The sequence below is a fragment of the Deinococcus aquatilis DSM 23025 genome, assembly GCF_000378445.1.
GTDB classification, from domain to species: Bacteria; Deinococcota; Deinococci; order Deinococcales; family Deinococcaceae; genus Deinococcus; species Deinococcus aquatilis.
This window is the reverse complement of the sequence record NZ_KB899710.1, coordinates 79345-94251: the sequence shown is the minus strand read 5'-3', so window position 1 is coordinate 94251 and position 14907 is coordinate 79345. Positions and strand designations below refer to the sequence as shown.

The 14907-nt window shown below is 60.6% G+C and carries 12 protein-coding genes and 1 tRNA gene; 6 read left to right on the top strand and 7 right to left on the bottom strand.

Translation table 11 applies throughout. The features are described from left to right. Positions 1 to 444: 444 nt before the first annotated feature. From F561_RS0110915 to F561_RS0110905, 4 genes are all read left to right on the top strand, one after another. Positions 445 to 1632, top strand: a complete 1188-nt coding sequence (locus tag F561_RS0110915) for a GGDEF domain-containing protein (protein WP_157451787.1) — start codon at positions 445 to 447, stop codon at positions 1630 to 1632. Between the two features lie 122 nt (positions 1633 to 1754). Further along, positions 1755 to 2138, top strand: coding sequence for a hypothetical protein (locus F561_RS0110910; protein ID WP_019010005.1), 384 nt, complete (start codon positions 1755 to 1757; stop codon positions 2136 to 2138). Positions 2139 to 3077: 939 nt separating this feature from the next. After that, the gene (locus F561_RS28815; RefSeq protein WP_157451778.1) at positions 3078 to 4166 is read left to right on the top strand and encodes a hypothetical protein; all 1089 of its coding nucleotides are present in this window, start codon (positions 3078 to 3080) and stop codon (positions 4164 to 4166) included. A 259-nt stretch (positions 4167 to 4425) separates the two neighbouring features. After that, entirely contained in the window at positions 4426 to 5517 is a 1092-nt protein-coding gene (locus tag F561_RS0110905) for a GGDEF domain-containing protein (RefSeq protein WP_245556492.1), read from the top strand. On the opposite strand, the gene F561_RS25265 is transcribed toward F561_RS0110905, so the two are convergent. From F561_RS25265 to F561_RS0110890, 3 genes are all read right to left on the bottom strand, one after another. Then, complete coding sequence (locus F561_RS25265; RefSeq protein WP_019010003.1) at positions 5514 to 5813, bottom strand: DUF4326 domain-containing protein; 300 nt, start codon at positions 5811 to 5813, stop codon at positions 5514 to 5516. The genes F561_RS0110905 and F561_RS25265 overlap by 4 nt on opposite strands. A gap of 299 nt (positions 5814 to 6112) precedes the next feature. Further along, positions 6113 to 6187, bottom strand: a tRNA-Val gene (locus tag F561_RS0110895). Between the two features lie 97 nt (positions 6188 to 6284). Then, positions 6285 to 7718: an amidase family protein gene (locus F561_RS0110890; protein WP_040380462.1), complete on the bottom strand. Its 1434-nt coding sequence runs from the start codon at positions 7716 to 7718 to the stop codon at positions 6285 to 6287. A gap of 245 nt (positions 7719 to 7963) precedes the next feature. Between F561_RS0110890 and F561_RS0110885 the strand changes: the two genes are divergently transcribed. Then, positions 7964 to 8851, top strand: coding sequence for a prephenate dehydratase (locus F561_RS0110885; protein ID WP_019010000.1), 888 nt, complete (start codon positions 7964 to 7966; stop codon positions 8849 to 8851). 99 nt (positions 8852 to 8950) lie between these two features. On the opposite strand, the gene F561_RS0110880 is transcribed toward F561_RS0110885, so the two are convergent. From F561_RS0110880 to F561_RS0110870, 3 genes are all read right to left on the bottom strand, one after another. After that, positions 8951 to 9712, bottom strand: coding sequence for a DUF4388 domain-containing protein (locus F561_RS0110880; RefSeq protein WP_019009999.1), 762 nt, complete (start codon positions 9710 to 9712; stop codon positions 8951 to 8953). A 145-nt stretch (positions 9713 to 9857) separates the two neighbouring features. Further along, positions 9858 to 10409: an SMC-Scp complex subunit ScpB gene (gene scpB / locus F561_RS0110875; RefSeq protein WP_019009998.1), complete on the bottom strand. Its 552-nt coding sequence runs from the start codon at positions 10407 to 10409 to the stop codon at positions 9858 to 9860. Continuing rightward, the gene (locus tag F561_RS0110870) at positions 10406 to 11095 is read right to left on the bottom strand and encodes an L-threonylcarbamoyladenylate synthase (RefSeq protein ID WP_019009997.1); all 690 of its coding nucleotides are present in this window, start codon (positions 11093 to 11095) and stop codon (positions 10406 to 10408) included. Before F561_RS0110870 ends, scpB begins: the two co-directional genes overlap by 4 nt. A 126-nt stretch (positions 11096 to 11221) precedes the next feature. Between F561_RS0110870 and pilC the strand changes: the two genes are divergently transcribed. Next, positions 11222 to 12442 (top strand): type IV pilus assembly protein PilC, encoded by a 1221-nt coding sequence (gene pilC, locus F561_RS0110865; RefSeq protein WP_019009995.1) that lies wholly within the window; start codon positions 11222 to 11224, stop codon positions 12440 to 12442. An 87-nt stretch (positions 12443 to 12529) separates the two neighbouring features. On the opposite strand, the gene F561_RS0110860 is transcribed toward pilC, so the two are convergent. Then, on the bottom strand, positions 12530 to 14854 hold the full coding sequence (locus tag F561_RS0110860; RefSeq protein WP_019009994.1) for a YhgE/Pip domain-containing protein: 2325 nt from the start codon (positions 14852 to 14854) through the stop codon (positions 12530 to 12532). Positions 14855 to 14907 lie beyond the last annotated feature (53 nt).

Genomic DNA, 14907 nt, shown 5'->3' with positions numbered 1-14907 from the left:
CCGCTTTACCCCAAACTGCGGGATAAAGCTCCATTCCCACTACGACGTACTTTCTTCGATACTCGCTTCGCTCGGTTAATCTATAGATTAACTTCGACCTACTTAGCTACCGCAGCATCAGGCTGGTATGTGTACGCGCCGACCATCTCGTGAGGCAGCACAAGGCGGGGCAGGATCAGGGCCATCCCACGTCAACCGCCGCTGCCTGCAACGTCAGCAGAGCCTTGGCAAACTTCCTGCGCTCAGGCCTCATCTCCTCCTCTTACTGTGATGTACAGGGTTTTCAACGCTATGACGTTGAGTCAGGCATCCCTGTACCTGAGGCATTGGCCCTAGCTTCTGTGGAAATCTTAAAGGCAACTCACGGCAGCAGAGGTAAGGATTCCGCAACACCGCCCCTGTTTGACTGAGCCGAGAGGGGGCACTGTGCCCTAGAGGCTGGAGATGATCAGTAACCCAAGTGAATGGACCACCATGAGCGTCTTGTCGGCCTTTACTTGGGGGGTCAGTATCCTGGTGTCTCTGTTTATCGTGACGCTTTCGTGGCTGCGGCCTTCCTACCCTGGTTGGCGCGGCTGGGCTGTGGGACAGACAGCACTGGTTCTGGGGGTGCTGGTGGGCAGCCTGCGGACTCCAGAAACCCTGCTGGCCTCGGTTGTGATTGGCAACACCCTGGTCATGGTCGGATCAACCTTGTGCCTGGGAGCCTTTCAGCGTTTCAGCGGGCAGGTCGTTAATTCCTGGGTGAGTCGATTGGCCTGGGGAATATGCGCCAGCATCGTGGTTGCACTGATCTTGCTGACCACCGTCTGGGACAACATAGCGCTGCGATTTGTCCTGGTTTCGGGCTATACCTCCACCCTGCTACTGATGCTGATCAACCTGATCGCTGGGCAGATGCGGCGGCACCCAGCCTTGCGCCTGGCCTACGGCCTGAACCTGGGAGTGTTGTTGGGAGGCGTCCTGTTGACCTTGCCCCGCTCGCACATGATGGTCAGCGCCAGCGCACACCTGGGCTTCACCCTGAACGGCCCGAATGTCTTGCTGCACAGTGCGGCCCTGCTGTTGTCGGTGGGCGGCAGTTTCGCATTCTGGTTGCTGCATGATGACCGCCGCCGCCAGGAGATGCAGCACCTGTACGACGAGTTACTCGTTCAGACCACCCTGGACCCCCTGACGACCCTGCTCAATCGGCGGGGGCTGTCGCAGGCCTATGAGGTCTGGCAGGGTCAGGCTGCCGATGCAGCGCTGTTGCTGCTGGACATCAACGAGTTCAAGGGCATCAATGACCAGCATGGACACGCAGAGGGAGACCGCTGTCTGGTGCGGCTGGCTGGCACTCTGCGGACCATCGCTCAGCCGGGAGATCTGGTCAGCCGGGTGGGAGGAGATGAATTTGTGCTGCTGCTGATCGGAGCTGAAGAGCAAGTCGTGGCGCAGATCAAGGGACTGGAAGGGCTACTGGCCAAAGGCCAGCAAGGAGTGCTGGGGTTCACAGTCAGTCTGGGCAAAACACGAGTCCGGGCGGGAGAAGACCTGGCGCAGGCGATGAACCGAGCGGATCAAGGGATGTACAGCGCTAAAGCCCGCGGCATGCATGTCCAGCATCCCCGGATGAGGAGTGCGTTCTAGGGCAGAGTTTCCGCTCCGTCTGCAAGCAGCGGGGCACAGAGATCCGGTAGCGAGACAATCAACCGCCATGCATTTGCCCTGACCGAGCTGCATCAGATCAGGTTGGGCGTACCCTCAGTGACATGACCCCCCTGGTGTACCCCATCACTCCGGAAACATTCCCGCGAGCAGGCCTCATTCATGTGCCCTGTTTCAGCACCGCGTCCTATGACGGCAAGACGGCGGTTTTGCAGCCCAAGGGAATCGCTGTGCTGTTTGATTTCTCTGAGCTGACGCCGGAAGGCTTTCAGAAGGCGACCTACAGGCAGGGGCGTGATGTGGAGATTCGGGGTCTCGCCGCCATGGAGACCCGTTGGCTACAGGAGGTTCCAGAAGTCACCTGGCGTCCACCCTACCGAAAGCCCCTGGGGGCGCGGCTGGGAGGGAGCTGGTACTACGTGACCCCTCTGTGCCCGGACATCATGCTTGAGACGGGGTTGCACACCGTTGTGGGCCTGTTCGGATAGCCTGACCCCAGCCCTCAAGAGTGGACTCAGGGCAGAACAACCGAATTGGATCGTCATCTATTGAATGCAACCTCTCCCGTACAGTGCGGTTTTCCTGCTGGCAGCAAGCAGCAACGAAAATTTCCGACCAATACCGCTGTATTCCATTCTTTCCGTCTAGCATGGCGTTTTTCAAGATGAGCTGTTCCACTGCGTATCTTTCTATTGCGCTTGATACCGCCACCTATTACGCACACCAGAGTTATCCACAGCCTCTCCCCTGTGGATAAAAAAGCCCTCGCCCACGCATGAGCGCAGGTGAGGGCCTTGTTCTGCTGGGATTACCCTTTGGCAGCGCCTGCCGAGTCGGGCTTGGGTGCAGGTGGCGGGGTTGGTACTGGTTTGTCTTTCGGCATGATCCATCCTGCGCCTGCCCCTCTGACAGCTCCCTCACAACGCCATGCTCTACCCTGCTCTCTTCCCCACACGCTTCGGCGGAAGTAGATCTTCCCATCAGCCACAGCACCCCGTCCCTCAGTGGACGGGTTTCCTGTGTGCAGCAAAAAGCCCCACATCCTAGAAGGCGAGGCTCAGCCTATTTTTGTGTCTTTTACCAAGAATATGCCCGTGTGTCTCGACCCCTTTTAAGAACTCTTGCCACAACACGCCCTCTCGTCCAAATCAAATTAGTTATTGGTTGAATGAGCCGAAAATATGGCATCTTCATTGAGTGTGAGCTTCAGTTCTCACGGCACTTTTGGAGACTCTATGTCACGAATAGCTCATTCTCTGGCCTTCGCTTTGCTCCCCCTGCTCGCTGCCTGCAACCAACCCATGTCTGTCGTTCCACCTCTGACAGCCTCAGTGGGCCTCTATGAACTCCAAATGCGGGGTTCGGCTTCCCCTGGTGTCACATCTTTAGCTCTCCAAGAATCTGAGCCAGGACTTACTTTTGAGCGGTTGTACGTCAACACTCTGGCCCCAGGAAATGCCGGTGGAGAACAGTTCGTCAACGCAACATTTCGTGTAACCAATACTTCAGGCCGAGCACTTCAAAACCTTACCCTCATCCCCGTTGATACGGCTGAGGATGATGACGCTGCTACGCCTACACTTGGTCTTCCCACCTTGGGCAACACACCTTTTTCCAAGATGCTGTATTTCGATGGAACTGATGCGCGAGAGAAGGCCAGCAGCCTCACGCTCGCGCCGGCTGCCACCAACTTCCCCTATGGAGCAGGGGTGCATCCAGACCCCGAAGGCACACCTTACCTTCGGGGTCTGGACACCGCTTCTCTCAGCGTCCCTATTGGCGGAGGACTCAAGGTCGTTCGGGTGTGGGATGAAGGATGGCGCTTGCCGACCACCCTGGAAGCAGGGGCTTCAACCACGGTGACCTTCAGTACGTATTTCAACGTTGCACTCGACGGCCGCGACCCTTACTCCTACTCCTTGGTCTTTACGGCTGCCACCGAAGCCGTGCCCCCCGTGATTGATTTCAAGGCAACCGTTCCCGAAGGATCTGTTCAAGACGGGCGTACTGTGTATTTCAGTGCGACTCAAGATCTTCCTGACAACAGTCGAATCAGAAAGTCTCTGATTTTCTCGACTTTGGATCAACAGAAAAATCTAGATCTGACCCTGCCTACACCTCAAGTTCTCTCAAAATACCTACGCAACTTTGGTGCTTTTTTTCCTGAGCAGTATTGTGATGTCGTCAGTTACTCGCTTTCTAGTCTTGAAGTAGATGCCGTCGAACCCGAATTTACATTGAGAACAAGACTCAACATTTTTGGTGGCCGTGCCTTACCCCTTATGACCGATCCGAACGGCAAAAAGGTAAGGCTATTATATTTTCAACAGCCTCTGCAAGGAAACATTGTGGAAAGGTGTGGAACTGCCGAGAAAACATATCAGTTCAACGTGTTACCGGGTTGGAACTTGATTGAGACCAATGGCGCAGTAGCAACTGTCTCTCCCTATATCCCAGGGACACGTTATACCCTGACATCCTTTATGGGTGGCGGTGTAGGTCTTCCCCATCCTTGATTCATTTGCCATCTGATGGAGCCTCATTGATCAGAGCGAAGTGCGGCAGCAACTCACTTGCTGCCGCACTTCGACTAACTTCAGCCCTCAACATTTACAGCAACCCTTCAAGGGCAACTGACCATCACCAAGACGGTCAAGGCGCGAATGAGGTACAGAGAGCCGTATCCCCGAGGCGTGCCGAAGCGGTAGCACTGCCGCATCAACAGCTTGGCTTTCAGGCAGATTCCTGTCAGACGCCCCGCGCACAATGAAGAGCATGATCCTGACCCTCATCGACAACGTGCTAGAGAACCTGGCCGTCTTGATCGCAGGGTTGTTCTTGGTCAGCCTGACGTACTTCCGCTTTGGTGCTGTCGACCGCTGGCCGGCTTTGGTGGCCCGATACCTCGCGCTGGTTGGCACGTCCTTCTTCGCCCTGGCCCATACCGCTCCGCTCACCCCTGGCATCCTGTTCGACTTTCGGATGGTACCGGTCGCCCTCGCCGCTCAGCGGCACGGCCGTCTCGCCGGACTCGCGGTCGCCATCCCCGTCGGGATCTACCGCTATTCCCTCGGTGGTGTCGGGGCGATCCCCTCCTTGGTGCAATTGGTCTTGCTGACGTGGTTTGCCGCTCCTTCCGGCGTCTGGCTGCACCTGCCGACCAACCAAGGTCTGCCATTGAACCGCCTCCCCTGGTTGGCCCTGCGCTTGTTTGCTGTCGCCAATCTGGCCCTGTTCGTGAGTTTCGCTCTGGCCAACGCACCTTGGAAGACCGCCGTGAGTGCCTACATCTCCCTGACCGTTCTGAGCACTATCGGAATGCTGCTTGGGCATATCGCTGTGCAGACTCGTCTGACCAACTTGGCCCGGACGCAGCATTACCAGACCCTCGCGTTCACTGACGCCCTGACCGGCGCTCACAACCGGCGACAGTTTGAGTTGGACCTGGAGGCAGCGGCACCCAGCACGCATCTACTGCTCTTGGATCTGGATCATTTCAAGAGCGTCAACGATACGTACGGTCATGACATGGGCGATCAGGTGTTGCAGGCGTTTGTCACCCTGGCACAGCGCTGCGTACGGCCAGATGACCGCCTCTACCGACTGGGGGGCGAAGAGTTCGGTGTGTTGCTGTCTGCCTGCCCGCCGGACAGCATGACCCACATTGCGGAACGTATCCGCGCACAGATGGAGCGTTCCCTCGCGCTGGAAGCTGGTCTAGGTGGGAAGGCGCTGACTGTTTCGGGTGGCCTGGCCGTCATGGGCGAAGATGTGATGGCGCACGCCGACCAGAATCTCTATCTCGCCAAAGCCCAGGGCCGCAACCGCATCGAATCGGGCTTGCTTGTAGGCGAGTCAGCGAGTTAGGTTCGAGAGGCAGCTGAGCCCACCAACCGCTCTACTTCCGCCTTGATCACGTCGCCATGACAGGCCAGCGGCGCACACCAGCAGATCAGCAGGAGCTTCTCCCCTGCCCGCACCCGGTCTGCGAGGGCTTGCAGGGCACGGGCCTCAGCTCTGTCGGCTTGCAGTCGAACCGGAAGCCACTGACGGTACAGAGCGATGACTTCTTCCCGTGTGCCGTGTTTGGGCATGGTGTAAGGGTTCCCGAGAATGCTGAAGTCTGCGCCGAACTCTGGACGGTAGGTCGTCTTGCGGCCCACGTAGATCGGCGTGTAGCCCTCGGGAAGGGGCTTGCATACGTGTTTTGACCATTCACGGCCTGCGCCATATCTATGCCAGCCTGCGCCGTGGCATTGCGGTGGAGGTGGTGAGCAAGCAGTTGGGGCATGCGTCGGCGGCTTTCACCCTCAGCCAGTACCCGACTGTCTTTGTCTCTGAGCGGGAGGGTCGGGCCTCAAACCTAAGTGGTCTGTTGGAGGGAAAAAAATAGCCGTTACGCACGCCGCACCCCTGACCCTTTTTTCAAAATAAAAAAACCCGCGCTGGGCGGGCCTTTCTCTGGTGGGCGGTGAGGGATTCGAACCCCCGACCCGTCGCGTGTAAAGCGAAAGCTCTACCGCTGAGCTAACCGCCCCACCTGGGCTGAACTCTCCTTCTCAGGATCATCCGGCCCCACATGGTAGGGACTCCGGGCCGAAACGTCAAGCGGCAGGCCGTGAAGGAGCAGCAGATCAGGATGGATCGGGCGGAAATTGCACGCCGCCAAGGGCAGTATTGAGGTGGGCAGCCAGGGCCATCAGGCGGGCGTCGCTTCCGGCAGGACTGGTGAGTAAGATGCCGCAGGGGGGCGCGTCCGGTAGCGGAATGGGCAACGCAAGGCTGGGATATCCGGCTTTTGCCACGATGCCGTAGCCGTGAATTCCAGGAAACACGATGGCGTCCAGACCCTCGGCATAAAGGGTGTCCAGGCCGCGTGTGGCACTCAGATCAAGGTCGCGCTGGCGGGCATGGGCGTAACTGCGTTCACTGAGATCGCCGCGTGTGCCCTGCGCCGCGTGCAGTAGCGTCTGACCGTAGGGAGCAAGGCGGGCCGGGTCTTCATCGATCTGATCCAGCAGGTCGGACATGGAGCGTGGGCCGTGTTGCACGCCGCTCAGGTAAGCATTCAGGGTCGCCTTGAACTCGTATTCGAGCACCTCCAGTTGCCAGCCCGACAACTCCGAACGGGTCGGGAAGGTGAGGTCGTGCAGGGTCGCGCCCGCTGCCTTAAGGTGGGTTTCGGCCACCGCCAACGCCGAGGCTTCTTCGGGGGTCAGGTGGGGTTCGTCGCGGATGATGCCGATGTGGGCACCTTCCAGGGCATTGCTGGCAAGGATCAGATCGGGCACAGGCAGGCGGCGAGTGGCGGCGTCCTGTTCGTCGGGGCCAGCCATCACCGAGAGCAGCAGGGCCGCGTCACGCACCGAGCGGGTCAGCGGGCCAGCCGTATCCTGACTGGAACTGATCGGTACCACCCCTGTACGCGGCACCAGACCCACCGTCGGCTTGACCCCCACCACGCCGCTCTGGTGTGCCGGACTGACGATGCTGCCGCTGGTTTCGGTGCCGATGGCCGCCGCACACAGCCGGGCCGCGACCGCGACGCCGCTGCCGCTGGAGCTTCCGCCCGTATCGCGCACGCCGCCGCTCAGCAGCACGTTCCAGGGATTCACCGTCTGGCCGCCCGCACCGCTGAAGCCGTTGGGCATGCCCAGCGTCATGAAGTTGGCCCATTCGGTCAGGTTGGCCTTGCCCAGCAGGACTGCGCCCGCCGCCCGCAGACGGGCCACCAGCGGCGCGTCTGCTGCCGGAATATGAGCCAGCATCAGCAGGCTTCCGGCAGTGGTCGGCAATCCTGCCACATCGATGTTGTCTTTGATCAGCAGCGGGACGCCGTGCAGCGGGCCACGCTTGGCTTCCGGCAGGGTATCCAGATGGGCAGCGTCGGCCTCGGCCTGCGGGTTCACCGTGATGACCGCATGGAGGCGCGGATTGTGGGCCTGCAAGCGCGACAGATACGCCCGCGTAACCTCGCTGGCCGTCAGGTCGCCCCGCCGCGTGGCCGCCGCCAACGCGCAGACGTCGAGATCTAGGATCGGATCGGGCAACAGAGAAGTCGGGGACACGCCCGGAAGTGTAAACCGAGGTTGCGGGTGATTGTGTACCGGATGAAGACTTGTGCGGGCATGGGCCATGAAGCTGCCTCCATCTCTGATACGAATGGCGGAAAATGGCCTTGCACTCGGCGTTTGGCGGAATGCTGGGTCACTGGTGGAGATAGGGCGCTCGGTGAGACCCTATACGGCACTGCTCTAGCTCAATTGCAGACCAATTTCGGCACGGCGGCGGCCTGTGCGCTAGCCTCGCTGCCATGAGTTACGGCGATAGCGGTCACACTTCTGAACCTTCTGAGATTTCGCAGGCCAGGCCCGTCGGCGTCACAGTGGCGTTTCAGGGCAACCCCGGCGCATACGGCGAGATCGCGGCGCTGAATGCCGTGCCCGGTACGGCGGCCACTCGCGGTTATCCCACGTTTCATGAGGTGGCCCGCGCCGTGGAATCGGGCGAGGCCGACTTTGGCGTGTTGCCCGTCGAAAACAGTCTGATGGGGGCCATTCATCAGGCCATCGATCTGCTGTCGGATACCGAGTTGCATGTGATCGGCGAAGTGGTGGTGCGGGTGAGTCATTGCCTGATGGCCCTGCCGGGTGTGGCCCTTGAAGACGTGCGGCGCGTGTCTTCTCAGCAGCCCGCGCTCGATCAGTGCACCGGCCTGATTCGCAAATACAACTTTCAGCCGGTGGCCGCGCACGATACGGCGGGCAGTGCCAAAGACCTCGCCGCACGTGGCGCACGCGATGAGGCTGTCATCGCCTCGGCCCGTGCCGCCGAACTGTACGGCCTGAATATTCTGGCCAGCGAAATCGAGGACGAACCCTTCAACCTGACCCGGTTCATGATCCTGTCGCGGCATGAAGGCCAGATCTCGGACGCGCCGCACAAGACCAGCCTGATCTTTGCGGTGCGCCACACCCCCGGTTTTCTGGTGGAAACCCTGAACGAGTTGCGCGGCCTGAACCTCTCGCGCATCGAGTCTCGCCCGCGCCGTGACCGGGCCTGGAGTTACCTCATGTACATCGACATCGAAGGCGACGCCCGCGATCCGAAAGTAGCGCAGGCTCTGGCCGGAGTGCTGCGGAAGGCCAGCTATGCCCGGATTATCGGCAGCTATCCGGTGGCTCAGCACACGGTGGGATAGGCTCCCAGTTCAGACGAAACAGATCAGAAGAAATGGCGCAGGCCGACCAGCTCAGGTAGAAGTGGTCGGCCTACCTTAGTTCAGCTTCAACTGTGCAATTCAAACGGGGCGTACCAGCACGCTGTCTCCAGCCCGGAGTCCTGTGCGCATCAGCAGGTCGGTGGGGATCAGCAGTTGTGCGCCCAGATCGGGGCCGCTACGCACCGGCAGCGTGTACACATTTCCAGCGTCGTCGCGTACGGCAATGTGTTGGGGGGGGCGCACAAGGTCTTCTTTCCAGCGTCTCAGGATCAGGTCGTCGATAACCACCACGCCGCGAACCGTGCGGGTCACGGTCACGCTTAGGCGAGCCACGCGGGACTTGCGGGGCGCCAGCAGATGCATCCGCACCAATTTAGCCAGCATGTGGTGGGTACCGGGATCGCGGGTCAGGTCGGAGAGGGGCCGCTGGGCCTCGACCTGGCGCAGCACATCTTGCTGCTGCAACGTCCAGCGCATGGCCGCCACCCGCTCCGGCGACGTGATGCGGGCAGGGCCATCGAACATCGGTTTGTGTTCGGGCAAGCCGTCCAGAACCTCGAAGGCCACTTCATCCAGGCTGGCGTCCAGCTGGGGTTCGGGGTGCGTCAGGCCGTCCTCGAAATGAAAGCGCCCACGCGGATCGAGCAGCAATTTGACAGCCGCCTCTACGCCGCGCAGATGACCAAACTCTATCTGCCGCACTCGCCCGCCCTGCAACCAACACTGAAACAGGCCATCAGGACGGTACACCGCCAGGACTCCGGTTTTCCCACTGCCAGAGAGCATGTACAGGAGTTCCAGAAAATCAAAGGTTTCAAGGCTGGATGTGGATTTGCTCATAGGATCGTCGGGTAAAACGTGGGGAAGGTGAAGCGGCAGTCAGACTCTCACATGTTCTCTCACGCTAAACAGACATATGCAAGCATAAATAGACATGGATGTTAGCGCAGGGGTCGTCTGTATGAACGGTCGGGGAAGGGAAGCTTCAGCCACGCAGCAGATGTGAAAAGCCTGTGCCTTCCAGCTCGGGCAGGTCTTTGATGCTCGAAAGGCCGAATTCCAGCAAGAACTTGTCGGTGGTGCCGTACAGAAGTGGCCCCCCCACCGCGTCGCTGCGGCCCAGGACCTTCACGAGTTCGCGCTCCTGCAAGGTCACGACTGTTCCGGCACTCGCGCCGCGCATGGCCTCGATCTCGGCCCGCGTGACGGGCTGGCGGTAGGCGATGACAGCCAGAACTTCCAGCGCGGCGGCACTCAGCGCAGGCAGTGGCGGCGGCGACAGAATGGGTGCAAGGTGAGCGGCAAGCGCAGGCAGCACCACGAGGCGGTAGCCACCTGCCACCGCCTCTACGGTAAAGCCTGCATCTGCGGCAGCCAGGGCCTGCGTGTAGGTGGTCATGGCCTGCACCACCGATTCGGGAGGCAGGGTCAGCAACCCAGCCAGTTCCGCCACGGTCACAGGCCGCCCAGCAGCCAGCAACGCCGCGCCGATCAGGGCAGAAGGACTGGGGTCGGTCATGCGGATGGGGCCGGTCATGTGCGCTGGTCCAGTGGATCCAGTCGCACGCCCACCCGTGCCAGAGCCTCGGCCAGCACGTCGTGTGGCAGCCCACCTTCCCGCAGCACCCGCGCCGCCCGTTGGGGAGAGACTGGCAATTGAAGCACAGTGCTGGCGACCCCAGTTGTCTTGCCTGAGCCGGGGGTTTCTCCATTCTCTTCGGACTGCACATCGGGCAGCAGCAGGTCGGCCAAGGCGTAGGCCTGCGCCTCTCGGTAAGTCCGGGCGGCGGGACACCCACTCAGATTCAGACTGGTGGTGGCGAGCAGCCCGCCGCATCCGGCCAGCAAGTCCTGAATAACCGGATGGTCGGGCACGCGCACCCCCACCCAGCCGCCAGGAGCGAGGTCAGGCGGGCAGGCCGGGAGAGCCGTGGTGACCACCGTCAGCGGACCGGGCCAGAAGGAGGCCAGGGCGTCCAGTGCTGGGTTCCACTGCGCCACTCTCTGCACCGCGTCCACATCCAGACATGACACCTGAATGGGCTTGCCTGCCTCCCGGCCCTTGCGGAGCGTCAGCCGCTCCACCGCCTCCGGATGTGCGGCGTGTGCCGCCAGACCCCACACGGTTTCGCTGGGATAGCCGACAATATGCCCCGTTTCGAGGGCGGCGATGGCCTGCCGAAGCTGCGGCCCGAATGATGAAGAGGAAGATGACCTGAGCATGTTCTTGGCTGTCCTTCTGGTATGTCGGTTTGAATTCCTGCCGGATCTATCTGACATTCTTGGGCTTCTGAAGCTGGCGTCGCTGTAAGGTGCAGGCAAGACGGTCCCGACTATACTGATCTTTATATGCCGGTCTTCGAATATCGCGTCCGGGACCAGAGTGGCAAGGTCCTGAAATCCCAGATGGAAGCCGAAACTCTGAATCAGGTTCGAGATACCTTGCGAGCCAAAAATCTGATGATCGTGGAGATCAAGGCTCCCAAGAGCGGTATGAATGCCGATATCAAGATTCCGGGGCTGACAGATCGCCCGCCGGGACTGAAACAGGTAGCGGTGTTCAGCAAGCAGTTGGCTACCCTGATCAATGCAGGTGTGCCGCTGGTACAGTCATTGGCTATCCTTCAACGCCAGATCGAAAGCAAGGCGTTTCAGGCTGTACTCAAGGTGCTGCGCAATGATGTAGAGAGTGGGACGCCGCTCAGCGAAGCGATGGCCAAGCACCCCAAAATCTTCAACCGCCTATACATCAACCTCGTTCGTGCAGGCGAGACTAGCGGTACCCTCGACAGCATTCTGGAACGAATCGCCAGCTTTCAAGAAAAGGAATTGGCGTTGCGGGGCAAACTCAAGAGCGCACTGACCTACCCCGTGGTCGTCCTGGTGTTTGCTATCGGCATCACCTACTTCCTCCTGACCACCATCGTGCCGCAATTTGCAGGTATTTTGTCTCAGCTTAATGCCCCTCTGCCTTTTATTACCAAAATGCTGATGGCTGTCTCAGACTTTTTACGGAACAGTGGTCTGCTGATTTTCGTGTTCGTGGCCGCATTCGTAGTGATCTACCGCTGGTACTACAAAACGCCCAAGGGCCGGATGATCATTGATGATATCAAGTTGCGTCTACCTGTTTTTGGCCCCCTGACTCAGAAGAGTGCCATCAGTTCTTTTTCCCGTACATTCGGACTGTTGATCGGCAGCGGCGTAAATATCATCGAGAGCCTGGAAATCACCAAGGGGACGGCCAACAATGCGGTCGTAGAAGAGAGTATCGAGAATGCCAAGAACGTTGTGATGGTGGGCGAACAGATGAGTTCCAGCCTGGCTACCAGCAAAGTGTTTCCGCCGATGGTGATCAGCATGATCTCTATCGGCGAAGAAACAGGCGCACTGGATACGATGCTGGGCAAAGTCGGCGACTTTTATGACCGTGAAGTAGACGAAGCCGTGGACAGTCTGACCGCCGCCATCGAACCGCTGATGATTGTGTTCCTGGGCGGAATCGTGGGAACGATCGTTGCGGGCATGTTCCTACCCATGTTTGCCATCATTGGTCAGTTGAGCCAGTAAGCTTTAAACAGCGCAGAATTCCAAACAGAGGCATATCAAAAGCGCGTTCCAGCCCTATTCGCTGGAACGCGCTTGATTTGTTGTGTCTCAGCCCACGTCGGTGATGAGGGGTGAGCGGAACAGGCGGTCTGGGGCATATTGCCAGCGGCGGCGGCTGAGCAGGGCCACCACAAGACTGACCAACGCGATCAGGCCCATGCGGAGCATAAACGTGGCGTACTGGCCTTCGTATGCGCCAAACATGGCATACCGCAGGGCATTGATCACGTCAGTGACGGGAATGAAGGTGTGAATGGCCTGAAATACACCGGGGCTGAGTTCCACCGGATAGCTGCCGCCTGACGCCGCAAGTTGCAGCACCAGCAACACCAGTGCCAACAGGCGACCCGCCGCGCCCAACAACAGATTCAGGGCCAGGATCAGCACCATGAAAGTGAGGCTGGCCGCCAGAGTGGTCAGAATGACCAGACCGGGGTTCTGGAACTGAACGCCGAGCAGATCGACACCGAGCAGCACCAACGCAGCTTGCCCGAGCACCAGCACGGCAGGCACGGCCAGTTTGCGGAAGACACGGGCGGTCTGAGAGGTGGCGCGAGCGCTCTCTGGGATAAGGAGATAGGGGAAGATGAAGGTGGTCAGGGTGCAGCCAACCCACAGGGCCAGCGCCATGAAGTAGGGAGTGAAGGCCGCGCCGTTGCTGCTCACAGGCGCGAACTCACGGGTGACGGTCTGCACGCTTTGGGACAGCCCTGCCGGATCGCCGCCCAACTGTTCGGTTTCAGCAGGAATCTTGGCATAGAGGGTATTCAGGCCGTCACGCAATTGCTCGGAGCCGTCCTGAACGCTGGCTGCACCGCTTTTTAGGTCTTGGGCACCTGTGGCGAGGGTGGCCGCCCCCTGTGCCAGATCACCGCTGCGGGCAGCCAGAGTAGACGCGCCGCCCTTGAGGGTGTCGAGGTCAGATTGTTTGGGCAGGCTGGCCGTGGCTGTACCCAATGCTCCTTTGAGTTTCAGATTGCCCGCCACCAACGTATCGACGCCGCCTTGCAGCTTGGCGGCTCCTTCGGCCAGTTGCGCCGAGCCGCCCGCCGCTTTGGTCAGGCCCGCCGACACCTGCCCTGCGCCTGCATTCAGGCTAGCCGCGCCCTGTGCCACCGCAGCCGTCCCTTTGGCAAGTGTGGCAGCTCCGGTGGCGGCCTTCTGTGCCCCTACCTCCGCCTGCGCCAAACCCGTCCCAAGTTGGGTGGCTCCAGTTTGCAGGCCCGTTGCTCCGGGGGCCAGGGGCGTCCCTGCGGCCCCCGCTGCCAGTTGGCCCGCTTCGCCTGCCAGGTTCTGAGCACCGCCCTGCAAAGTGGTCAGGCCGCTGGCAAGGGTGGGCAGTTGGGCAGCCAACTGGCCCGCTCCGGCATTGGCCTGTTTGCTGCCCGTTTGCAGGCGGGCGGCTCCGGCGGCCACCTGAGCTGCGCCGCCCTGCAAGGTCTGAAGGCCGTCCGACAGCTCAGACGCGCTTCCTGCCAAAGCCTTGGCCCCGTTTTGCAGCGGTGCGAGCTGGGCCTTGCCGGGGGCCGCCGCTTCGATCTGCTTCAGGCCGCCGGTCAGCTTGCCCACGCCGCCCGTCAGTTTGCCCACGCCCCCCGACAGATCCCGCGCTCCGGCAGACAACTGGGTGCTTCCGGTGGCAAGTTTGCCCGCTCCTGCCGACAACTCGGCGGCTCCATCATCCAACTTGGCGCTGCCTTCCGCCAGCGTGACCGCGCCGTCGCGCAGTTTTCCAGTGGCCGTTTTCAGGTCGCGGAAACCCTGCTGCACGTCTGCGAGGCTGGCCTGCACCACTTCCCAGCGGCGGCTGCCGAGTTCGGAATTCAGCTCGGTGGTCAGGCGCTCGGTCAGGCTGCCTCCGACCCGGCTGGCAAAATAACTGAGGCCGGGGGCACTGTAGAGGTGCAGCAGGCCGTGAGAGCGGCTGTCTCCCGTGACCGCCTGCGCCGAAAAGTTGGCCGGAATGGTCAGGGCGAAATACACCTCGCCGCGCCGCACTGCTGCCTGAGCCGCAGCTTCGTCGGCAAAAGACACGAACTTGACGGGCGGGTCTTCACGCAGCTTTTTGACCAGATCACGCCCCAGATTCACCTTTTCGCCGCGTGTGGTGGCTCCGGCGTCGGTATTGACCAGGGCCACAGGCAACTGCGGCAGATTGCCGTAGGGATCCCAGACACTGCCCAGATACAGCGCCACATACACCACTGGAATCAGCAAGATCGCCAGCGACGCGGCCCACATCAGCGGCACCCGCCACAGTCCCCGCTCGGTGGGCGTGAGTGTGCGGAAATCGGCCAGAAAGCCGCCTGAGCGGGCAGGTATAGGAGCGGGTGAATCGGGGGTTGGTACGTCAGGGGTGGTGGGTTCGGTCATAGGGAAACCTCGGAACAGGAGGGCAGCAGAAGGGAGGCAGTGGGCATGGAAAC